At 68.1% G+C, this 20,867-nt stretch carries 21 protein-coding genes; 7 read left to right on the top strand and 14 right to left on the bottom strand.

The features are described from left to right. Positions 1 to 14: 14 nt before the first annotated feature. Positions 15 to 410 carry a Zn-ribbon domain-containing OB-fold protein gene (locus AC6LKD_RS00280; RefSeq protein WP_013396017.1) on the top strand — a complete coding sequence of 132 codons (396 nt, stop codon included), beginning with the start codon at positions 15 to 17 and terminating at the stop codon, positions 408 to 410. Positions 411 to 645: 235 nt separating this feature from the next. Further along, positions 646 to 1,533: an NAD(P)-dependent oxidoreductase gene (locus AC6LKD_RS00275; RefSeq protein WP_492274397.1), complete on the top strand. Its 888-nt coding sequence runs from the start codon at positions 646 to 648 to the stop codon at positions 1,531 to 1,533. Here the strand turns inward: AC6LKD_RS00275 and AC6LKD_RS00270 are convergent. Further along, a complete protein-coding gene (locus AC6LKD_RS00270) occupies positions 1,511 to 1,714 on the bottom strand; it encodes a hypothetical protein (protein ID WP_498114685.1) in 204 nt (67 codons plus the stop codon). The genes AC6LKD_RS00275 and AC6LKD_RS00270 overlap by 23 nt on opposite strands. Here AC6LKD_RS00270 and AC6LKD_RS00265 point away from each other — a divergent pair. After that, a complete protein-coding gene (locus tag AC6LKD_RS00265) occupies positions 1,698 to 3,143 on the top strand; it encodes an NAD-dependent succinate-semialdehyde dehydrogenase (RefSeq protein ID WP_013396015.1) in 1,446 nt (481 codons plus the stop codon). The genes AC6LKD_RS00270 and AC6LKD_RS00265 overlap by 17 nt on opposite strands. Positions 3,144 to 3,154: 11 nt before the next feature. On the opposite strand, the gene AC6LKD_RS00260 is transcribed toward AC6LKD_RS00265, so the two are convergent. From AC6LKD_RS00260 to AC6LKD_RS00210, 11 genes are all read right to left on the bottom strand, one after another. Further along, positions 3,155 to 3,895 (bottom strand): hypothetical protein, encoded by a 741-nt coding sequence (locus AC6LKD_RS00260; protein WP_498114684.1) that lies wholly within the window; start codon positions 3,893 to 3,895, stop codon positions 3,155 to 3,157. 126 nt (positions 3,896 to 4,021) lie between these two features. Then, positions 4,022 to 4,978, bottom strand: coding sequence for an acyl-CoA dehydrogenase family protein (locus AC6LKD_RS00255; protein ID WP_498114683.1), 957 nt, complete (start codon positions 4,976 to 4,978; stop codon positions 4,022 to 4,024). Then, positions 4,971 to 6,146, bottom strand: a complete 1,176-nt coding sequence (locus AC6LKD_RS00250; RefSeq protein WP_498114682.1) for an acyl-CoA dehydrogenase family protein — start codon at positions 6,144 to 6,146, stop codon at positions 4,971 to 4,973. Before AC6LKD_RS00250 ends, AC6LKD_RS00255 begins: the two co-directional genes overlap by 8 nt. 12 nt (positions 6,147 to 6,158) lie before the next feature. Beyond that, the gene (locus AC6LKD_RS00245) at positions 6,159 to 6,827 is read right to left on the bottom strand and encodes a CoA-transferase (RefSeq protein ID WP_013396011.1); all 669 of its coding nucleotides are present in this window, start codon (positions 6,825 to 6,827) and stop codon (positions 6,159 to 6,161) included. Continuing rightward, positions 6,824 to 7,492 (bottom strand): 3-oxoacid CoA-transferase subunit A, encoded by a 669-nt coding sequence (locus tag AC6LKD_RS00240; protein WP_013396010.1) that lies wholly within the window; start codon positions 7,490 to 7,492, stop codon positions 6,824 to 6,826. Before AC6LKD_RS00240 ends, AC6LKD_RS00245 begins: the two co-directional genes overlap by 4 nt. Then, positions 7,489 to 8,364, bottom strand: a complete 876-nt coding sequence (locus tag AC6LKD_RS00235; protein WP_492274402.1) for a MaoC/PaaZ C-terminal domain-containing protein — start codon at positions 8,362 to 8,364, stop codon at positions 7,489 to 7,491. Before AC6LKD_RS00235 ends, AC6LKD_RS00240 begins: the two co-directional genes overlap by 4 nt. Before the next feature lie 7 nt (positions 8,365 to 8,371). Continuing rightward, positions 8,372 to 9,277 carry an SDR family NAD(P)-dependent oxidoreductase gene (locus AC6LKD_RS00230; RefSeq protein WP_013396008.1) on the bottom strand — a complete coding sequence of 302 codons (906 nt, stop codon included), beginning with the start codon at positions 9,275 to 9,277 and terminating at the stop codon, positions 8,372 to 8,374. Between the two features lie 12 nt (positions 9,278 to 9,289). Beyond that, positions 9,290 to 10,456, bottom strand: coding sequence for an acetyl-CoA acetyltransferase (locus AC6LKD_RS00225; RefSeq protein WP_498114681.1), 1,167 nt, complete (start codon positions 10,454 to 10,456; stop codon positions 9,290 to 9,292). Beyond that, positions 10,453 to 10,827, bottom strand: coding sequence for a Zn-ribbon domain-containing OB-fold protein (locus AC6LKD_RS00220; RefSeq protein WP_013396006.1), 375 nt, complete (start codon positions 10,825 to 10,827; stop codon positions 10,453 to 10,455). The genes AC6LKD_RS00225 and AC6LKD_RS00220 overlap by 4 nt, the downstream gene beginning before the upstream one ends. After that, a complete protein-coding gene (locus AC6LKD_RS00215) occupies positions 10,820 to 11,782 on the bottom strand; it encodes a Bug family tripartite tricarboxylate transporter substrate binding protein (protein ID WP_498114680.1) in 963 nt (320 codons plus the stop codon). Before AC6LKD_RS00215 ends, AC6LKD_RS00220 begins: the two co-directional genes overlap by 8 nt. A gap of 165 nt (positions 11,783 to 11,947) precedes the next feature. After that, a complete protein-coding gene (locus tag AC6LKD_RS00210) occupies positions 11,948 to 12,868 on the bottom strand; it encodes a LysR family transcriptional regulator (protein ID WP_492274406.1) in 921 nt (306 codons plus the stop codon). Positions 12,869 to 13,019: 151 nt separating this feature from the next. On the opposite strand from AC6LKD_RS00210, the gene AC6LKD_RS00205 reads away from it, so the two are divergent. From AC6LKD_RS00205 to AC6LKD_RS00190, 4 genes are all read left to right on the top strand, one after another. Continuing rightward, positions 13,020 to 13,814: an enoyl-CoA hydratase gene (locus AC6LKD_RS00205; protein ID WP_498114679.1), complete on the top strand. Its 795-nt coding sequence runs from the start codon at positions 13,020 to 13,022 to the stop codon at positions 13,812 to 13,814. Next, positions 13,814 to 14,950: a CaiB/BaiF CoA transferase family protein gene (locus AC6LKD_RS00200; RefSeq protein ID WP_498114678.1), complete on the top strand. Its 1,137-nt coding sequence runs from the start codon at positions 13,814 to 13,816 to the stop codon at positions 14,948 to 14,950. The genes AC6LKD_RS00205 and AC6LKD_RS00200 overlap by 1 nt, the downstream gene beginning before the upstream one ends. Positions 14,951 to 14,989: 39 nt before the next feature. Further along, positions 14,990 to 15,901 (top strand): LysR family transcriptional regulator, encoded by a 912-nt coding sequence (locus AC6LKD_RS00195; RefSeq protein WP_013396001.1) that lies wholly within the window; start codon positions 14,990 to 14,992, stop codon positions 15,899 to 15,901. Between the two features lie 114 nt (positions 15,902 to 16,015). Continuing rightward, complete coding sequence (locus AC6LKD_RS00190; protein WP_498114677.1) at positions 16,016 to 17,008, top strand: Bug family tripartite tricarboxylate transporter substrate binding protein; 993 nt, start codon at positions 16,016 to 16,018, stop codon at positions 17,006 to 17,008. 540 nt (positions 17,009 to 17,548) lie between these two features. Here AC6LKD_RS00190 and AC6LKD_RS00185 read toward each other — a convergent pair. Both AC6LKD_RS00185 and AC6LKD_RS00180 read right to left on the bottom strand, forming a co-directional pair. Beyond that, positions 17,549 to 18,730 (bottom strand): acetyl-CoA C-acyltransferase, encoded by a 1,182-nt coding sequence (locus AC6LKD_RS00185; protein ID WP_498114676.1) that lies wholly within the window; start codon positions 18,728 to 18,730, stop codon positions 17,549 to 17,551. Positions 18,731 to 18,744: 14 nt separating this feature from the next. Beyond that, positions 18,745 to 20,853: a 3-hydroxyacyl-CoA dehydrogenase NAD-binding domain-containing protein gene (locus AC6LKD_RS00180; protein ID WP_498114675.1), complete on the bottom strand. Its 2,109-nt coding sequence runs from the start codon at positions 20,851 to 20,853 to the stop codon at positions 18,745 to 18,747. Between the last annotated feature and the right edge of the window lie 14 nt (positions 20,854 to 20,867).

Here is a 20,867-nt window from a genome sequence, read left to right as displayed (position 1 = left end):
CCAGGAAGCAAACCATGAGCGCAACCCCCCGCCTGTATTCGCCCTACGATGCGCCAATGTGGGACAGCATCAATCAAGGACAGATGCGCCTGCAGCGCTGCACCGAAAACGGCGTCTTCCGCTATCCGCCAGGGCCGGCCTGCCCTGAATCGCTGAGTCTGGACTACGAATGGGCTCCTGTCTCGGGAAGGGCGAAGATCCTGTCCTGGACGGTTTTTCATCGCAAGTATCTGCCAGCCTACCCGGCGCCCCACGTGGTGGTGGCGGTGCAATTGGAAGAAGGCCCGATCATGATCTCGTACATGGATCGCCGAGAACTCGGCCGCCTCGAACTGGATGCCGCCGTACGCATGGTCTATGCCGATCATCCCGACGGCTACCGGGTGCCCAAGTTCACGTTGGCTGAGTGAGCCCACCCGCGGCGGCCGGATATTCCATCTCGAACCGAGGCATGAACATCGCCTGGAATCGGAAAATTCCAGGCGATGTCCATGGTTCAGCTATTTCATATGTTGGACTATTTGCGGCTTGCCTTGCCTGGATGCGGGAGGCGCCGTTGGATATCATTTCTGGCATGTCATCGGTGTCCGATACAGTCCAGAACGTGGACCATTCAAGGGAGCGCTCGCAAGGGCGGGAGGCAAAGTGAGCGTAGCGTTTCAACGGGTCGGGTTCATCGGACTGGGCGTCATGGGCGAACCCATGTGCCGCAATTTGTGTCGCAAGGCCGGGCTGCCCGTGCATGTGCATGACATCCACGAGCAGGCGGTGGGGCGTGTGCTGAATGACGGTGCGGTGGCGCACCAGTCCGTTCGGGATTTGGCCGGGCACGCCGAAGTGGTATTCCTGTCCCTGCCCAGCATCGATCATGTCGAGCAGGTCTGCCTGGGCGTCGACGGCTTGCTGTCCGGCGAGCGCAAGCCCCGCCTGATCGTGGATACCGGCACCAGCGATGTGGCGGGCACGCGGGCCCTGGCGGTCCGCCTCGCCGAACAGGGCGTGAGGTTCCTGGACGCGCCCGTGGCGCGCATGCCCGAAGCGGCGCGCGACGGCACCTTGCTGATCATGGTGGGGGGTGCGCAGGAAGACCTCGATGCCGTGCGGCCGCTGCTGGATTGCATGGGTAGCGACGTGGTGCTCTGCGGCGGGACTGGATGCGGGCAGATCGTCAAGATCGCCAACAACATGGTGCTGATGATGAATGTGGCCGTGCTGGCCGAGACCCTGCTCATCTGCGAGCGCGCCGGCATAGACGGCAAGCAGCTGCTGGACGTGCTGTCCACCGGGTCCGCCGCCAGCCAGGCGCTGAACGTCGTCGGCATCCGCGCCCTGGCGCCGCGCGAATTCTCGCAGGGGCGCTTCTCCACTGCGTATGCGCTCAAGGACGTATCGCTGGCCGCGTCCCTGGCGGAAGCTTCCGGTGTGGACGCCGCGATTCTTGCGCGCACGCGGGAACTGCTGCAGAGCGCGGTGGCGCAGGGCGACGGCCAGGCTTACTTCCCGATCTTCATCAACCAGATCGCGACGAAATGAAGTGGCGGCCGGACAGCGCGTCGCGCGGATCGGCCATCCATGAAGAAGTCAACCGGAAAACAAGTTCCGGGCCGGCGTGATCGCGCGCGCCGGCATCACTCAACGACAGCACCGAATGCGCCTGCGCCGCGATGCGTGGAGCGCAAGCACAGGAGACCATAATCATGTCGAAGAACGCCATGGAATATCCGCGGCTGGCGCTATACATCAACGGCGAATGGCTGGATGGGGCGGGGCGAGAGCAGAGCGAGGTCCTTGACCCCGCAACGGAGCAACCGCTGGGCGCACTGCCCCACGCCACGGATGCGGACGTCGATGCCGCCCTGCAGGCTGCCGACGCCGCCTTCCCCGCCTGGCGCCGTACCGCGCCGATGCAGCGGTCGGCCATTCTGCGCAATGCGGCGCAACTGCTGCGTGAACGTTCGGAGGCGCTTAGCTGGATCATTACGCGGGAACAGGGCAAGCCCTTGACCGAGTCCCGGGTTGAAGTGGACAAGACGGCGGAATTGTTCGAGTGGTCGGCCGAAGAGAGCCGCCGCATCTATGGTCGCATCATCCCCGCGCGCGAACCGCGCATGCGGCAGATGGTCGTCCCCGAGCCCATTGGTCCCGTGGCGGCGTTCTCAGGCTGGAATGCGCCTGCGATCACGCCCAGCCGCAAGATCGCCAGCGCGCTCGCGGCCGGTTGCACCGTAGTGATCAAGCCGGCGGAGGAAACGCCCGCCACGGCCCTGTTCCTGGCCCGCGTGCTGCACGACAGCGGTTTGCCTGCCGGGGTGCTCAACATGGTGTTTGGCAATCCGGGCAGGGTATCCGACCGGATGATCCAATCGCCCCTGATCCGCGCCGTTACCTTTACGGGCTCGACCGAGATCGGCACGAAAGTGGCCCAGATGGCGGCCGCAGGACTCAAGCGCAGCGTGCTGGAACTGGGCGGCCATGCGCCGGTCCTGGTGTTCGGGGATGTCGACCCCGAAGCCGCGGCGCGCACCCTGATCCAGGCCAAGATGCGCAACGGCGGCCAGATCTGCGTCTCGCCCACGCGCATGCTGGTCCACGAATCCATTGCCGAGCCGTTCGCGCGCAGCATGGCCGAGCTTGCGCGCCACTGGCGCGTCGGTCCGGGCACGGAAGAAGGCGTGCAGATGGGACCGCTGGCCAATCCGCGCAGGGTCGAAGCCATCCAGTCCATGGTGGAAGATGGCCGTGCGCGGGGTGGCCGGGTCCTGGCGGGCGGCGAGCGCATCGGCAGCCGGGGCTACTTCTTCCAGCCCACCGTCATGCAGGGCTACGACGACACCTGGCGCGCCGCCAACGTGGAGCCCTTCGGCCCGTTGGCCATCGTCGGCACCTTCTCGACTTTCGACCAGGCCATCGCCGAGGCGAATCGCCTGCCGTTCGGTCTGGCTGCCTATGTGTTCACCAAGCAGGCGGACACGATCGCCGATGCGACGGACGCCATTGAAAGCGGCACGATCTGCGTCAACCACTGCCAACACTCGCTGGCTGAAACGCCGTTTGGCGGGGTCAAGCAGAGCGGACTAGGCAAGGAAGGCGGCGTGGAAGGGCTGTCCGAGTTCACACAGTTCAAATACGTGGCGCAGTGTTGAACTGATCCGCTTCATTCCTCAAGCAGCCACAAGCCGGACTCCGGGTCGATAGCGGCGCGCGCGCCGTTCACCCGGATCTGTTCCTCGTCCAGCTGCGGCGCCGTCACGGCATCGACATCGAATTCGATGCCGAGCGCGCCCGCAACGCGGGCGTCTTCGATGGGCAGTTCCCAGGTCAGGAACAACTGCGCCAGATCCAGGCCTTCCGCGAAGTCGGCCTCGCGAAAGCCCATGCCGCGCCGCAGGATGACGCCATGCGGCTGGCCGGTGTCGAAGATCATGGCGGTGCCGCGGACCAGGGGGATGCGCAGGCCGCTAGCCGGGAAGTGCACGTCCAGGCCCCGGTCTTCGCTCAGGAACAGATTGCAGAAGGCGGCGCCGCCGTATTGCGCGCCGTCATGGTGATAGCGGGCGCCGCGGCAGGCCATGAGGGCGATGTCGGCGGATGCCAGCACGCCGGGCAATCCCAGCGCTTGCGTCCAGTCGCGCATGGCTTGCAGGCATAGGCCGTAGTCGGGCCAGCGCGCCTGCGTGCGCGCCAGGGGCATCTGCTCCACGTCTCCGGGTTCCAGGAACAGACGCGAGGCCATCTCGCGCTCCCAGTCCGCCTGCACGCGGGCGGGTGGCGCGGGCAAGTCCAGCGTGCCGCTCAGCACGGTATTGCTGACGCTGCGGCTGCGCATGGCGTCGCCGCTCCAGTAGTAGGACGTCAGGCGGCCGGATGGGCGTTGCGGTGGCGGGACGTGGTGCATCGGATGCGGGAGGATCCGGGCGGGCAGGGTTGCGCCGCGCAGGAACCGGCCCGGATAACGGCTGTGGAAAGCCGTTATCTTAACGGCGCCCCATCCGCGCCCCGTCCGGCGGCGCATGGCGGGACGCTAGTCCCGCATCAGCGCGGCCAGCCGCTGCACCTCGACCGCCAGCCGATAGACGCGTTTCAGGTAAAGCTGGGCGTCGTGCTCCCAGGAGAAGCCTATGCCCCCATGCACCTGGATGGAGAGCTTTACCGCGCGCCGCGCCGCGCTGGCGGCCAGGCGCGCGGCCAGCGCCGCAAGCTCGGGATCGGCCGAGGCGCGGGCTGCCTGCAAGGCTTCCACGGCATAGCGGCTGTTGTCCAGGCCGGTCCAGGCGTCGACCAGGGCATGCTTGATGGCCTGGAACTGTCCGATGGGCCGGCCGAACTGTTCGCGCTCCTTGGCGTAGGCGATGGCCAGGTCGAGCGAGGCTGCCGCGGCGCCCACCAGTTGCGCCAGCAGGAAGGCCAGATGGTTCTGCAGCGCAGGCAAGACCCGCGCTGCGGGTAATTCGGCCTGCGCCAGGGCAGGGCCGCGCAGGCGGGCCAACGCCACCGTGGGATCCAGACCCTGCACCGATTCGAGCATCGCCGGGTCGTAACGCGCCAGCAGCCAGACCTGGTCCTGACGGCTCAGGCGCAGATACTGGGCCGTGGGGCCGTAGGCGTCGATCCAGCCCTGCTCGTCGCCGGCGCGGTCGCAGCGGATGCTGGCCGGATGCGCGGCCAGGTCCAGCAGCACGTCCGCCACGGCGGGCGTTTGCGCCAGCAAGACGCTGGCGAGAAAGGCCGAAGCACCATAGGGCAGGGTGAGCAGGGCGCGTCCAGCCCATTCGCCCATGAGCGGGGTGCCGGGGCCGTACTCGGCCTGGAAGGCTTCCGAGCCTGCTTCCAGCCAGCCTCCTTCGGCCAGCTCCTTCCACAGAGCGCGCTGGGCGGCGTCGTCCGCCGGCAGCGCGCGGCGGGCGTAGGCGGCGGGATGCTGTTCTTCCAGCAGGCGGCCGAAGGTGGAGGACAGCAATGTCCTGATTTCGCTATGCATGTTGTCCCCTGTCCTTGGGCAGGCCGAGCAGGCGTTCGCCCACGATATTGCGTTGGATTTCCGAGGTGCCGGCCACGATGGTTTCGGCGCGCGACCACAGGAATTCGCGCAGCACGCTGGCCTCCCCGGCATGGGGCGCGCCGGCTTGCGGGCCGAGGATGGCGGCCTCGCCCAGAAGCTCCACGCGTTGTTCCCAGACCCGTTGACGGGTTTCGCTCCACAGCAGCTTGAGCATGGCGCCGTCGATGCCGGGCGTGTTGCCCGCGGCGACCTCGCGCAGCACACGGTCCACGCGCCAGCGTATGACCTGACACAGGTCCGCCAATTCGCGCACGTGGCGCGCCTGCACGGCGCGCTCGTCCGGGGACAGCGGGGCCTGCGCCAGTGCCGTGGTCAGTTGTTGAAGCTCGTCTTCCAGCAGCACGACGCGCGGCATGAAGTAGATGCCGCGTTCGTACTCGGCGGCGGCCATGGCGATGCGCCAACCCTCGCCGGCTTCGCCAAGGATGCGGCCTTCAGGCACCGGCGTGGCGTCGAACAGCACTTCGTTGTAGTCGGCCTCGCCGGTCATCTGGCGTATCGGCTCGACTCGCACGCCTTCGGCCTGCATGTCGATGAGCATGAAGCTCAGGCCACGATGGGCCTGGCTGTCGGGATCGGTCCGCACCAGCGCGAAGCACCACTTGGCCAGATGCGCCTGGGTGGTCCAGATCTTGCGGCCGCTGACGTTCCAGCCGGCGGCTTCGGCTTTGGCGCGGGTGCGCACGGAAGAGAGGTCGGAACCGGTCTGGGGTTCGGAGTAGCCCTGGCACCAGATCTCGCTGCCGTCGCGGATGCCGGGCAGGAACCGCGCCTTTTGCGAGGGGGTGCCGAAGCGCAGCAGGGTGGGCGCCAGGATGGCGTGCGCGATGCTGTTGATGGGTTGCGGCGCATGCAGGCGCGCGCACAGTTCGTGGAAGGCGATCAGCGTGGCGGTGCTGAGCTCGCGGCCGCCGTACTCGCGTGGCCAGGTCAGCGCGATGAGGTCGGCCTCGCACAGCTTGCGGTTCCAGGCCTGGCGGCATTCCTGGGTATGCGAGGCAGTGACCGGATACTGCTCGCGCAGCTGGACCAGCGCGGCGCGCAGCCAGGCCTCGGCGTCTTCGAGAAAATGTTCGGTGCGTATCATGGTTGAGAGCAATCAGGAGTTGGGATGCAGGACGCGCGGCGCGTCCTCGACGCGTACCGGCGCGTCGATCCAGCGGTGCAGTTCGGAAGGCAGCAGGCCGTCCACCAGGGCCAGGGGCACGAAGGCCCCATCGCGCACGTCGAAGATGCCGATGTCGGCATAGACGCGCCCGACCACGCCCGCGCCGGTCAGGGGCAGGCCACAGCGGCTGCGCAGGCGCGGGGCGCCCTCGCGGGTCAGCGCTTCCATCATGACCCAGACATTGCGCGCGCCTACCGCCAGGTCCATGGCCCCGCCCACGGACGGCATGGGATCGTCCGCGCCCAGCGACCAGTTCGCCAGGTCGCCGTGGCAGGACACTTCGAAGGCGCCCAGCACCGTGATGTCTATGTGGCCGCCGCGCATGATGGAGAAGGAATAGACGTGGTCGAAGATGGCGGCGCCCTCGGTCAGCGCGATCGACTGCTTGCTGGCGTTGATGAGATCGCCGTCGGCGGTCTCGTGGTCTTGCAGCAGGCGCATGCCGAGGATGCCGTTCTCGCTATGCAGCTGCACGCCGCGCGCGGGATCGAGGCGGTCGGTGACCATGGTGGGCATGCCTATGCCCAGGTTGACCACGGCATAGGCCGGCAGGTCGTCGGCCACCAGGGCGGCCAATTGCTCGCGTGACAGTCTTTTCATTGCGGACTCCCCAACAGGCGGTGCACGAACAGGCTGGGCGTGACGATGGCGTCGGGATCGAGCGCCCCGCAAGGCAGGATCTCTTCGACTTCGACGATGGTGCTGCGGGCCGCCATGCACATGACTGGACCGAAGTTGCGCTGGGCGCGCCGGTAGACCAGATTGCCCAGCTGGTCGGCCCGGTGCGCGCGGATGAAGGCGTAGTCCGCGCGCAGCGGCTCCTCCAGCACGTAGCCGCGGCCGCCGAACACGCGCGTTTCGCGGCCTTCGGCCAGGGGCGTGCCATAGCCTGTCGGCGAGTAGAACGGCCCCATGCCCGCGCCGCCGGCGCGGATGCGTTCGACCAGCGTGCCTTGGGGCATGACTTCCACCGCCAGCTTGCCGGCCTGCACCCGCTCGCGGATGACGTCGTTGCCCGGCATGCGCGGGTAGGAGCAGACGATGCGGCTGACGCGGCCCGATGCCACCAGGGCCAGGAAGCTGGCTTCACCGGCGCCGGCGTTGTTGTTGATCAGGGTCAGGTCATCCACGCCTTGCTTGGCCAGCAGGCCGGCCAGCAGGCGCGCGGGTATGCCCGAGCCGCCAAAGCCGCCCACGAAGATCACGGCGCCGGATTCGATGCCGCGCAGGGCTTCCTCGACGTTTGCGCAAGTCTTGTCTTTCATTGTTCCTCCTCGGCCCAGGCCGCGCGGCCCTGGGCGCACAGGGCGCCGGCCTGGTGGCAGGCCAGGGCCAGGCCTTGCGGCTGGCGCCATAGCGATACAGCCACATCCAGGCCGGGATAGACCGGCGCCATGAAGCGCAGGTCCAGTTCGCCCAGGCGCAGGCCCGGCAATTGCCGCAGGCAGGCTTCGAGGGCGCGGTTGACCATGCCGAGCAGCGCCGCGCCGTGCAGGATGGGGCGTTCATAGCCTGCTCGCCGCGCGGCAGCCGGATCCACATGCAGCGGATTGCGGTCAGCGTTCAGGCGGTACAGCGCGCCCTGGTTGCGGCTGGTGGGCAGGACGATGATGCTGTCCGGCGGCGTGGCGGGCGGCGCCGGGATGGGCACGGCCAGCGCATCGCTGAGCGCGGCGTCGCCACCCGAGTAACCGCCGTCGCCACGGCAGATGTTCAGCTGTTCGATGACGGCGATTTCCTTTCCCGTCGCCGCGTCGCTCAGCGTGCGCTGCGTTACGACGAAGGCGCCAGGGCGCTTGTCGGCGATGCGCGCGACTGTCATCTGGCAGATGACTTCGCCGCCTGCGGGCAGGCGGCGCGCGAAGCGCATGCGCTGTTCGCCATGCACCACCTGGCTCCAGTCCAGGCCGTGGCGCGGATCGCGCATCCAGAAGCCGGGGTAGGCCAGCACGCAGGCCATGGCGGGCAGGGCGCGCAGGCCCTGCTCGTAGATGAATTGCGTTTCGTCGCCGACCGTCTCGTCGTCGGACAGGCCGGCGCCCACGCCCAGGGCGTAGAGGATGCAGTCATCCTCGCCGTAGGCCTGGCGTTCCGGCGCGAAGACGTGCGACTTCAGACTGCGGTAATCCAGCGCCATGGCGGCCTCAGACCGGATCCCAGGCGAACACCTGGGCCGAGGTGTCCAGCGGCATGAACGACGCGCGCAACGCGGCCATGCCGTGCTCGGCGATGCTCTCCGTGGTCCAGCCATCCGAGCGATGCACCGAGCGCACCGGGCGCGACTGGCTCATCAGGAAGATCTCGTTCAGGCGGATGGCGAACACCTGCCCGGACACCTCGGCGGAAGCGTCCGAGGCCAGGTAGCAGATCAGCGGCGCGATGGTCTCCGGACCCATGCGGCGGATCTTCTCGACGTGGCGCGCCTGTTCCTCGGTCTTGGCCGGAATGGTCTCCGTCATGCGGCTCCAGGCCAGCGGGGCAATGCAGTTCGAACGCACATTGAAGGCGGCCATGTCCAGCGCCATGGCCTTGGACAGGCCGACGATGCCGAGCTTGGCGGCGCAATAGTTGGCCTGGCCGCGGTTGCCGATGACGGCAGAATTGGAGGTCATGTTGACCAGGCTGCCGCCGCCCTGTTCGCGGAAGTGCCGCGCGGCGGCGTGGCTGAGGTTGAAGCAGCCGTACAGATGCACCTTGACCACGGCATCGAAGTCCTCGGGCGTGAGCTTGTGGAACATCTTGTCGCGCACGATGCCGGCATTGTTCACCACGGCGTCCACCCGGCCATAGGTGTCGGCGGCGGCCTCGATGATGCGCTGCGCGCTGGCGTACTCGGCCACCGAGTCGCCGTTGGCGATGGCTTCGCCGCCCGCTGCGCGGATTTCCTCGACCACCTGAGCGGCCGTGCTTTGCGAGGCGCTGGTGCCGTCCAGCGACACGTTCAGGTCGTTGACCACCACGCGGGCGCCCTGCGCCGCGAGGGCCACGGCCGCGGCGCGGCCGATGCCGTTGGCCGCGCCGGTGACGACCACCACTTTTCCTTCCAGCATATTGAGTCTCCCTCAGTCCATCCAATTGGTCAGCACGGTGGTGGCCTGGGCGCTCAGCACCCCGCCGTTGCCGTGCACGAGCGCGGTGCGCGCATTCTTGACTTGTCGTTCGCCGCATTCGCCGCGCAGTTGGCGTACCGCTTCCACCAGGCCGAACATGCTGTACATGCCCGGGTGCACGCAGGACAGCCCGCCGCCATTGGTGTTCACCGGCAGCTCGCCGCCGGGAGCGATGCGTCCGCCGGACACGAAGGCGCCGCCTTCGCCCTTGGCGCAAAACCCCATGTCCTCCAGGAACAGGATGGGGTTGATGGTGAAGGCGTCATAGAGCTGCACCAGGTCGATGTCTGCCAGCGCCACGCCGGCCCGCTCACGTGCCAGGTCGGCGCTTTGCCCCGCCACGGTACGTGTCAGGTCGGCCATGCAGGCGATCTGGCGATGCGAGTGCGCCATGGCCGTGCCTTGCACATACACCGGCCGTGCGGCGTCGGCGTGGTCTGCGGCGGTGACCACGATGGCGCCCGCGCCGTCGGTTACCAGGCAGCAGTCGCGCGCGGTCAGCGGCGAGGAGATCACGCGCGCGGCCAGCACTTCGGCGATGGACAGCGGCTCGCGCTTGTAGGCTTCCGGATTCAGCCGCGCCCAGGCGCGCGCGGCGACCGCCACTTCGGCCAACTGTTCGCGGGTGGTGCCGTACTCATGCATGTGGCGGCGCGTCGCCAGCGCGTAGCTGGTGGGCGGGTTGAAGGGCTGGAACGGTTCCTCGTAGGGAAACGGATCCAGCCGGGCGCGGGCGCCCGAGGTCGCCGAGACGCCGTTGCCGCCGCGCGGGGCGGCGCCGTAGGCGATCACGATATTGCGGCACAGGCCGGCCTGGATCGCCGCCGCGGCGATCAACAGGTGCCCGACGAAGGAGGCGCCGCCGATCTGGGTGCTATCCATGAAGCGCGGGTACAGGCCCAGATACTCGGAAAGCTTGTTCAGCCACATCGATGAGGACAGGCTGGCGCTCATCAGGCCGTCGATGTCCTCCATGCGCAGTCCGGCATCGCGCACGGCGGCGTGCACCGCCAGGGAGGTGATTTCCAGGTCGTTCAGTCCGCCCGCGTCGCCTATGCCCGCCGTGGCGCAGCCGGTGATGGCGATGGCGCCGCGCAGGTTCTTGTTCCAGTCCGTCATGGCGCTTCCTTTCCAAACACCACTCGGGCGCGCTGCGGGTCGGGCCGGGCCGTCAGCCGCATGCCGATGCGCGGCTCGCCCTCGTCCAGCAGCGTGGACATCATGCGGAAGCCTTCGTCCATGTCGGCCAGGATGACGTTGCGCGCGGGCGCCTGCGGCGTGGCGGGGATTTCCGAATAGGAATAGAGCGTGGCGCCGGCGCGCATGGGCCGCCAGGCATATTCCTGCGAACGGCAATGGGTGCAGTGCGTGCGCGGGAAGAAGAACGAGAGGCCGCAGCTGCGGCACACCTGGACTTCCAGGCGTCCCGCACGCAGCGCCTCGGCAAAATAGGCTTCCGGCGACAGCGAGCCGATGCGGACCTCACTCATCCTTGACCCCGGCCTGGGTGATGACGGCCTGCCACTTGTCCATTTCGTCGCTGACGAACTTCTGGTACTGGCCCAGATCCATGTCGCCCGGCTCGGAACCGGTGGAGCGGATGTACTCCTGCGTGGCCGGCTGCATCACCGATTTGCGGATCTCGCTGTTCAGCGTCTGCACGATGTCGGCGGGCGTGCCGGCCGGGGCGTAGACGCCTACCCAGGTGCTCAGGTCGAAGCCCTTGTAGCCCAGCTCGTTGAGCGTGGGCACTTCGGGATAGCGCGACTGGCGCTGGGCCGAAGCGATCGCCAGGGGCACGATCTTGCCGGATTGCAGATAGGCGTTGGCGGTGACCGACTCGGCCATGCCGACAGGCACTTGTCCCGACACCAGATCCGTCATGGCCGGGCCCGCGCCGCGATAGGACACGTGCATCAGCGGCAGGCCGCTTTGCGCGCGCAGCAGTTCGCCGACGATGTGGGGCGCGCCGCCGGCGCCGGCCGTGCCGTAGGGCACGGAGGGCTGCTTCTGCGCATAGCTCTTGAAGTCCGCGAAAGTCTTGATGCCCAGGTTGGCGTTGACCAGCAGGAAGTTCGGGCTGACCGCCAGCAGCGCCACCGGGGCGAAATCCTTGCGGGCGTTGTAGGGCAGCTTCTTCAGCACGGGGTTGATCACGTGGCTGGTCGCGCCCACCAGGATGGTGTAGCCGTCCGCCTTCTGCCGCGACACGTACTCGGTAGCGATCTGGCCGGTGGCGCCCGGCTTGTTTTCGACCACGAAGGGCTTGCCCAGGCGGGTTTGCAGATCGGCTGCGATGCGCCGCGTCAGGATGTCGGTCATGCCGCCGGGGGCGTAGGCCACCACCAGGGTGACGGGTTTGGCCGGATAGGTCTCGGCGGCGGCGATGGCGGGAACAACGGCGAGCAGCGTCAGCAGCTGCTTCAGGCCAGGCTTGAGTGTCATGTCGGAGGTCTCCTCGTGCTGCGGGCTGATTTGCCCTGCATGGTTATGGCGTCGAGGTGACCGTCTGGATAGCGCGCGGGGTGCGGGGCCTCGACGCGCTAATGATGGAAGCGGTCCATCATGCAAACAATTGATTAATTATCATGAAGGCATTCAGGAAAGAGATTAATCGCCGGCCGCGGCGGGCTGTCCCTGTTCGCCAAGATGCGCTTCGAAGGCGGCAAGAAACGCCGCCGCGGCGCGCGACAGCCGGTAGTCGGCCCGGCGCAGGACGGACAGCTCGTGCAGGGCCTGAGGCCGGTCGGCGATGCACAGCGCCTTCAGGCCCATTTCCTGGCAGACCTTGCGCACGTAGCCCGGCATGACGGTAATGCCCATGCCGCCGCGGATCATGGCGAAGGCGGTGGTCAGGCTGCCGGTCTGGGCCACGCTGCGCACTGTCAGCCCCTGGTCCTGCAGGATCTGGTCCATCTTGCGGCGCACGGTGTAGGTGCCGCGCAGCAGGATGTGCGGGTAGCGGGCGAGTTCGCGCCAGCGCGTCTCGTCGCGCCGCGCCAAGGGGTGGCCGGCGGGCACCACGGCATACATGGGGCCGCGATAGACCACGCGGCAGTCCAGTCTGGGGTCCTGGCTTTCCATCGCCACCAGCCCCAGGTCGGCCTTGCCGTGCAGGACGTGTTCGGTGGCCTCGTCGCCGGTGAGTTCATGCAGGTCGAAGACGATGTTGGGGTGGCGCGCATGGAATTGCGCCACCACCGGCGCGATCAGCGTGTGCATCATGATGGGTGACGCCGCGATGGAGACCTCGCCGCGCTCCAGCCCCGCCAGGCTGCTCAGGCTGCGTTCGGCCGCGCGCAGCGAACCGAAGGTTTCCTGCGCGTAGGCATACAGCTCGGCCGCGCCTTCCAGCAGTTCGACGCCGCGCGCCGAGCGCTCGAACAGCGCCATGCCTATCGCCCTCTCCAGTTCGGAGCAGAGCTTGCTGACGGTCGACTGCGTCAGGTTGAGCGCCTCGGCGGCGCGGGTGAAGTTCTTCAGCTCGTACACGGCGCAGAAGGCCCGGAGCTGGCGCAGCGTGATACCCATGGTGCGACTCCCGCAAGAGGCGGCTATCGTAACCAAGCCGCCGGGGCTTCGGTATTTATTCCGTTTCAGACTTATTTCATGAAAATTACTCGTTTGTTGTGATGAAACCCTACCCTTAGCATCGGTGGCCATAACCCTAGCTGGAGTTTCCATGACTGCGCCTATCCCTGCTTTCGCCCATGCCCTCGTGACCCGCGACGAGCGCGGCGTCTATACCCTGCAGATCCACGACGCCAAGAGCCTGAACATTCTGGCCTCGGCGGTCACGCTGAGCCTGACCGAGGCCGCCCGCTGGATCGCGGCCCAGGACGATGCCCGCGCCGTGGTCATCCGCGGTTCGGGCGAGCGCGCCTTCGTGGGCGGCGCCAACATCTATGAGATGGCCGAGCTTGATCCGCAGGGCGCGCGCGAATTCATCACCCGGCTGCGCGACCTGTGCGACGCGGTGGCCGCGATTCCCGTGCCCACCATCGCCCGCATCCCGGGCTTCTGCCTGGGCGCGGGCATGGAGTTGGCCGCGGCCTGCGACATCCGTCTGGGATCGAAGGACGCGGTCTTCGGCATGCCCGAGGTGCGCGTGGGCATCCCGTCCGTGATCCACGCCGTGCTGCTGCCGGCCATCATCGGCCCCGGCCCCACCAATTGGCTGCTGCTGACCGGCGAGACGGTGGACGCTGCGCAGGCGCAGCAGTGGGGCTTCCTGGAATTCGTCAGCGAAACCGGCGCGCTGGACGCGCTGGTCGAACGCACGGTGGCGCCCATCGCCGAAAGCGGCCCGATCGCGGTGCGCTCGCAGAAGGCGCTGCTGCAATACTGGAGCGAGTCCACCGTGGAAGCCGGCCTGGACCGCAGCGTGGCTGCGTTCGGCGAGGCCTTCACCACCGACGAGCCGCGCCGCTACATGGCGCCCTTCGTCAACCGCAAGAAGCAGCAGGAGGCCAAGTAATGGCTGGCCCGCTCGCGGGCGTGCGGGTCGTCGACATGACCTCGGTGGCCATGGGGCCGTACGGCACCCAGATCCTGGCCGACATGGGGGCGGAGGTGATCAAGGTCGAGGCGCCCGAAGGCGACGTGTTCCGGACCTCGGCTCCGGCGATGAACCCGGGCATGGGGCCGGCCTACCTGAACCTCAACCGCAATAAGTACAGCGTGACGTTGGACGCCAAGACGCCGGCCGACCGCGACAGCCTGCTGCGCCTGATCGACGGCGCCGACGTGTTCGTGTCCAACGTGCGCCCGGCGGCCCTGGCGCGCCTGGGCCTGGACGCGGACACGCTGCGCGCGCGCAACCCGCGCCTGATCCATTGCTCGGCGGTGGGCTTCGGCCAGGACGGCCCCTACGCCGCGCGTCCGGCTTTTGACGACATCATCCAGGCCATGAGCGGAATGGCGGACCTGCAAGGCCGCAACAGCGGCGCGCCGGCCTATGTCAACACCATCATCGCCGACAAGGTGGCGGGGTTGACGCTGGCGTATGCGATTCCCATGGCCTTGTACGAGCGCGAGCGTTCGGGCCAGGGGCAGGCAGTCGAAATCCCCATGTTCGAAACGCTGGTCTCCTTCACCCTGGTCGAACACATGAGCGGGCACAGCTTCGTGCCGCCGCTGGGACCCATGGGCTACAGCCGGGTGCTGTCGCCGCAGCGGCGTCCCTACCGCACACGCGACGGCTATCTGGCCTTGCTGCCCTATACCGATGCGCAATGGCGGCGCTTCTTCGCCCTGGCCGAACGCGCCGACCTGGCGGCGGACGCGCGCTACGTCGACGCGGCCTCGCGCGCGCGGCACTTCGACGAGCTCTACCAGGACCTGGCGGACATCGTCGCGCTGCGCGGCACCGGGGAGTGGCTGGCGCTGCTGGCGGACGCGGACATCCCGCATTCGCGCGTGAACACGCCGGAAGCCTTGTTCGAGGATCCGCACCTGCAGGCGACGGGGTTCTTCCAGCGCGTGGAACATCCGACCGAAGGGCCATTGATGGCCGCGGGCATCCCGGTGCGCTTCTCGCGCACGCCGGGCGAGATCAAGCGCCAGGCGCCGCGCCAGGACGCCGATCGCGATATGCTCGAGCCTGCGCGCTGAGGCCGGCATGGCCGGCGGCGCCTGGCGGCGACTTCGACCATGAACATCACTCTCAAGCAATTGCGCGTGTTTTGCGCGCTTTACGAACTGCGCAGTTTCACGGCGGCCGCGCGCGCGGCCTTCGTGACCCAGTCGGCCGTCAGCAAACTCTGCGCCGAACTGGAGGCCGAGGTCGGCCAGCCGCTGTTCGAGCGCTCCACCCGCAGCGTCACGCCTTGCGACGGCGCGGCGGATTTCTATGCCTACGCCCAGGAAATCCTGGGCACCGTGCGCGCCGCCGAGCGCAGCATGTCGGGCCTGCGCACACTGGAACGCGGCACCGTGGGCGTGGCCACCTCGCCGCTGATGATGGTCGGGTTGCTGGGCGAGGTGGTGGCCGACTATCACCGCGCCCATCCCAGCGTGAAGCTGGACCTGTTCGAGCTGTCCACCGACGACACCATAGAACACGTGCGCAATGGCCGGGCAGACTTCGGCATCGTCTCGGTCGAAACGCCTTCGGAAGAACTGGCCACGCGGGTCATCTACCGCGACACCATGTACGCGGTATGCGCGCCGCGCCACGCGCTGACGCGCAAGCGTTCCGTGTCATGGGCCGATGTGGCCGCCCACGACCACATCATGCTGCGCAACGTGTACAGCGTGCGGCGCAGCCTGGACCGCGTGGCGGCCGACCTGAACCTGGAATTCCGTTACCGCATCGAGGCCGGCATGCTGGTCTCGGCGCTGAAGCTGGTCGGCGCGGGGCTGGGGATAACCGTGGTGCCCGGCTATGCCTGCGACTTGGCGCGGCAGCTGGGCTTGCGCATCCTGGAGATCGATGGCGCCCGCAAGCATGGGCACGAGCTCTGGCTGATCCAGCGCCGCAACGCGCGTCTGTCGTTGGCGGCTTCAGCCTTTTTGCAGGCCACCGAAGACTATCTGCGCGAGCGCCAGTCTGAAGGCAATTAATCCGGGTTTGGAATAAGTCTATGAAAATTAGTCCCTTGTTGGGATAAGCGGGTCGCAAGCATCATACGGTCAGAGTTAAAGAGGCCGACCCGCGGCCCCTGACAGGAGACAAGCATGAATCGACCGTTCGGCGTGCGCCGCAGCCTGCTGGCCGCTGGCAGCCTCACCGTCCTGACCGCGCTGGCTGGCGCGCTGCCGCCCGTGGCGCTGGCGCAGGGCGCCTATCCCGACAAGCCCATCACCATCGTCGTGCCGTTCTCGCCGGGCAGCGCCACCGACACCAGCGCGCGCATCATTGCCGAAAAGCTCGGTCCGCGCCTGAACGTGCCGGTCGTGATCGAGAACAAGCCCGGCGCGTCCGGCACCATCGGCGCCTCGTTCGCCGCGCGCGCCCAGCCCGACGGCTATACGCTGATCCTCACCAGCAGCTCGACGCACTCGGCCACGCCGGCGCTGTTCCGCAAGCTGCCGTTCGATCCCACTGGCGACTTCACCCACGTCATCCGCATCGCCACCATCCCGATGATGCTGGTGGTGCGCGAGGATGCGCCCTACAAGTCGCTGCAGGAACTGGTCAAGGCCACGCAGGCTAAGCCCCTGAACTACGCCTACGGCTCGCCCACCAGCCAGATCGCCGGCGCCACTTTCAACACCGTGGCCGGCGCTGCCGCCAACGGCGTGCCCTACAAGAGCCAGCCGCCGGCCGTGACCGACCTGCTGGGCGGCCACGTCGACTACCTGTTCGCCGATCTGTCCGTCGTCACCTCCTTCATGCAGGCCGGCAAGCTGCGCGGCCTGGCCTACACGGGCCATGAGCGCGCCAAGGAATTCCCCGGCGTGCCGACCTTGGCGGAACTGGGTTACCAGAAGTTCGACTTGGTGGTGTGGGTCGGCGTGGCCGTGCCGGCCAAGACGCCCGACGCCATCGCGCAGAAGCTGAACCAGGAAGTCGCCGCCATCCTGCGCGAGCCTGACGTGTTGCAACGCTTCGAATCCCTGGGCATGCAGGTCTCGCCCAACACCTTGGCCGAACACCAGGCCTTCGCGCAATCGCAGCGCCAGGTCTGGACGCAACGCGCGATCGACGCGAAGATCGAACCGCAGTAAGCGGCGGGAAGCCGCAAGGGCGTCCGCGGACGCCCTTCTTTTTTTGCTCTGTTTTTGTGGTTGTTGCTGTTGCTGCGGCTCGTGCTTCGTAGGTCGCCCGTCGGCGCGGGCGGCGTGGCGGCGAGCGCCCACGATTGCGGTCCGGAGCCTTCGCTCCGGACTGCCCCATCCTCATCCTCGTCCTCGCCTTCGGCGACTCCTTCGGATTCCGTCGGGCGCATCGAGGTTGCTCGCCGCCACGCCGCCCGCACCGACGGGCTACGTGTGTCTTGGGTCGTCGCGCTGCCGGAGCTGTGGTCAGGGGCGAGTCTTGGGCTGCCCGTGTTATTCGGCCGCGCGGGCGGCCGAATAACACATACATGCTTTTTTTGATTGCTACTGTGTTCGCTGGTGTGAATGCGGCGATTGATTTTCTGATGGCGTCACCGCCCACCCCAAGAAGCTAAAGGACATCAGCAAACCGCTCACCGCGTCCGCGCCGGCGTGCGGCCTACGAAGCGACGCGGCGCGCGGCGGTTCCAACCCCGCGCCTTTGCGTGCTCAGAAGATCTCGAACAACCCCGCCGCGCCCATGCCGCCGCCCACGCACATGGTGACCACCGCATACTTGGCGCCACGGCGCCTGCCTTCCAGCAGGACATGGCCGGTCAGGCGCGCGCCGGTCACGCCGAAGGGATGGCCCACCGCGATCGAACCGCCGTTGACGTTGAGCCGCTCCAGCGGGATCCCCAGGCGGCGCTGGCAGTACAGCGCTTGCGAGGCGAAGGCTTCGTTCAACTCCCACAGGTCGATGTCCTCGACCTTCAGACCGTGGCGCTCCAGCAGGCGGGGCACGGCGTAGACCGGGCCTATCCCCATTTCATCGGGAGCGCAACCGGCCACGGCCAGGCCGCGGAAGGCGCCCAGCGGTTCGAGGTTGGCGCGTTCGGCGTCGCGGGCGTCCATCAGCACGCAGGCCGAGGCGCCGTCGGCCAGCTGCGAGGCATTGCCCGCGGTCACGTAGCGGTCCGGGCCCATGACGGGAACCAGGCCGGCCAGGCCTTCGGCGGTGGTGGACGCGCGGTTGCAGTTGTCGGCGCTGACGGTGACGTCTTCGCGGCGGGTGGCGCCCGTCGCCTTGTCGGTGATTTCCATGGTGGCGCGCACGGAAATGATCTCGTCGGCATAGCGGCCTTCGCGCTGCGCCGCGGCGGTGAGCTGCTGGCTGCGCAAGGCAAAGGCGTCCTGGTCCTCGCGGCTGATGCCGTAGCGCTGCGCCACGATATCGGCGGTGGCGATCATGGGCAGGTAGAGGCCGGGGATCTGGTCCTGCAGCCAGCTGTCGATGCCGCTGACGCCGTCGTCGCGGGTGCGCAGCAGCGAGCAGCTTTCCACGCCGCCGGCTACGACCGGGCCGGACTGGCCCATGACCACGCGCGCCGCCGCATCGGCCACGGCCTGCAGGCCGGAGGCGCAGAAGCGGTTGACGGTGGCGCCGGCGACGCTTTGCGGCAGGCCGGCGCGCAACGCCGCCTGGCGGGCCACGTTGCGGCCGGTGGTGCCTTCCGGGTAGCCGCAGCCCAGCACCACGTCCTCGATGCTGTGCGGATCCACGCCCGCGCGTTCCACCGCGGCCTGGATGGCGTAAGAGGCCAGGGTCGGCCCCTGGGTGATGTTGAACTCGCCGCGCTTGGACTTGGTGAGCGGCGTGCGCGCGGTGGCGACGATGACGGCTTCTCGCATGATGCGGCGATTCCTTATTGGGGTTGGTTCAGTTTGCCGAAGGTCGCGCCTGCGCGCGCCAGGCGCCGCAGCAGTTCCGAGGGGGCCCAGAACGCCGCGTCTTCCTTGGCATAGGATTCGATGTCGGCCAGGACGGCCGCCAGGCCGACGTCGTCGGCGTATTTCATGGGGCCGCCGCGCCAGCGCGGAAAGCCGTAGCCGTTGACCAGCGCGGCGTCGATGTCCGCGGGCCGCAGCGCGATGCCGTCGTCCAGCACCTTGGCGGCTTCGTTGACCAGCGCGGCCATGTAGCGCCGCACGATGTCCTCGTCGCTGAACCGGCGGGCTTCGATGCCGCGCGCGGCGCGTTCCTGGTCGATCAGCGCCAGCACCTCGGCGTCGGGCTTGCCGCGCTGGCCGCGTTCAGGGTAGAGGTAATAGCCCCGGCCGGTCTTCTGGCCGAACCAGCCGCGTTCGCACAGCCGGTCGGCCACCTGCACGTAGCGGGCCTCGGGCGGGCGGGTGGCGGCCTTGCGCTTGCGGGTCGCCCAGCCGATGTCGCCGCCGGTCAGGTCGGCGGTGCGGAACGGTCCCATGGCGTAGCCGAAGCGTTCCAGCGCCTGGTCGATCTGGTAGGGCGAGGCGCCATCCTCCATCATGTGGTTGGCGGCCTCGCGGTACACGTAGAGAATGCGGTTGCCGATGAAGCCGTCGCACACGCCGGCGCGCACCGGCACCTTGCCCAGCCGCCGCGCCAGCGCGAAGCCCGTCGCCACCACGTCGTCGGCGACCTGCTCGGGCACCACGATCTCCAGCAGCTTCATGATGTTGGCGGGCGAGAAGAAGTGCAGCCCGATCACGTCTTGCGGACGCGAGATGCTGCGCGCGATCTGGTTGATGTCCAGGTACGAGGTATTGGTGGCCAGGATGGCGCCGGGCTTGCAGGCCCGGTCCAGTTCCGCGAATACCTGGGTCTTCACTTCCATGTCTTCGAACACCGCTTCGACCACCAGGTCGACCGAGGAAAGCGCGGCGTAGTCGGTTGCCGCGCTCAGGCGCGACAGGCGCCGCTCACGCGTGGCCGCGTCGAGCCTGCCCGAGTTGACCTGCCGTTGGTAGACGCCGTCGATCCGCTCCTGGCCGGCCTGCAGCGAGGCGGCGTCGCGTTCGATCAGCACCACGTCCAGGCCGGCATCGAGCATGGCCACGGCAATGCCGGCGCCCATGGTGCCGCCGCCGATGACGCCGGCGCGTTGCACGGGACGCGGCCGGGCCGCGCCAGCCGGGGATTTTCCGGCCAGTCTTTCGGCGAAGAAGGCGTGCGCCAGGCCCTTGTGCTCGGGGCTGGCCACGCATTGCAGAAAGGCCTCGCGCTCGACCTTCAGGCCCTCTGCCAGCGGCAGTTCAAGCGCGGCTTGCAGGCAATCCAGCAGCAGATGCTGGGCCGGCAGGGAATGGGGCTTGGCGGCCAGGCGCTCGCGTTGCGCAGCCACGGCGGCCAGCCCGGCCTGCTTGTCGTCGGCCGCAGCGGCGCCGCGGCGCGCGGCGGCATTGTCTGCGCACAGCGCCCGTGCCTTGCGCACGGCGCAGTCCAGCAGGCTGGCTTCGTCGCAGACCTGGTCCAGCAGGCCCAGCGCCAGCGCGGCCTTGCCGTCTACGCTACGGCCTTCAAGGATCAGGGGCAGGGCAGCCGCCGCGCCGATCAGGCGCGGCAGGCGTTGCGTGCCGCCGCCGCCGGGCAGCAGGCCGAGTTTGACCTCGGGCAGGCCCAGCCTGGCGTTGGCGGCGCCGACGCGGGCATGGGCTGCCAGCGCCAGCTCCAGGCCGCCGCCGAGGGCCACGCCTTGCAGCGCCGCGACGATGGGCTTGCTGCTGGCGGCGATGAGATTGGCGACGTCGCCGGCCCAGGGCGCCTGCCTGGGTTGGTCGAATTCGCGGATGTCGGCGCCAGCGCTGAAGTTGCCCTGTGCGCCGTGCAGCACGATGGCTTGCACCGACGCATCCTGGGCGGCGGCCTGCAAGGCTTCATGCAATTGCTGGCGCAGGGGATGGTCCAGCGTATTGAGGGGCGGGTGGTTCAGGCCCAGCAGCAGGACGTCGTCCTGTCGCGTGGCCTGGATGCGTTGGTTTGCGGGGGTTGCCATGGCGAGATAGGAAG

It is taken from the genome of Achromobacter sp. D7-1, assembly GCF_059760445.1.
Note: the sequence above shows the minus strand (reverse complement) of the source record. Positions and strands in the feature narration are given on the sequence as shown.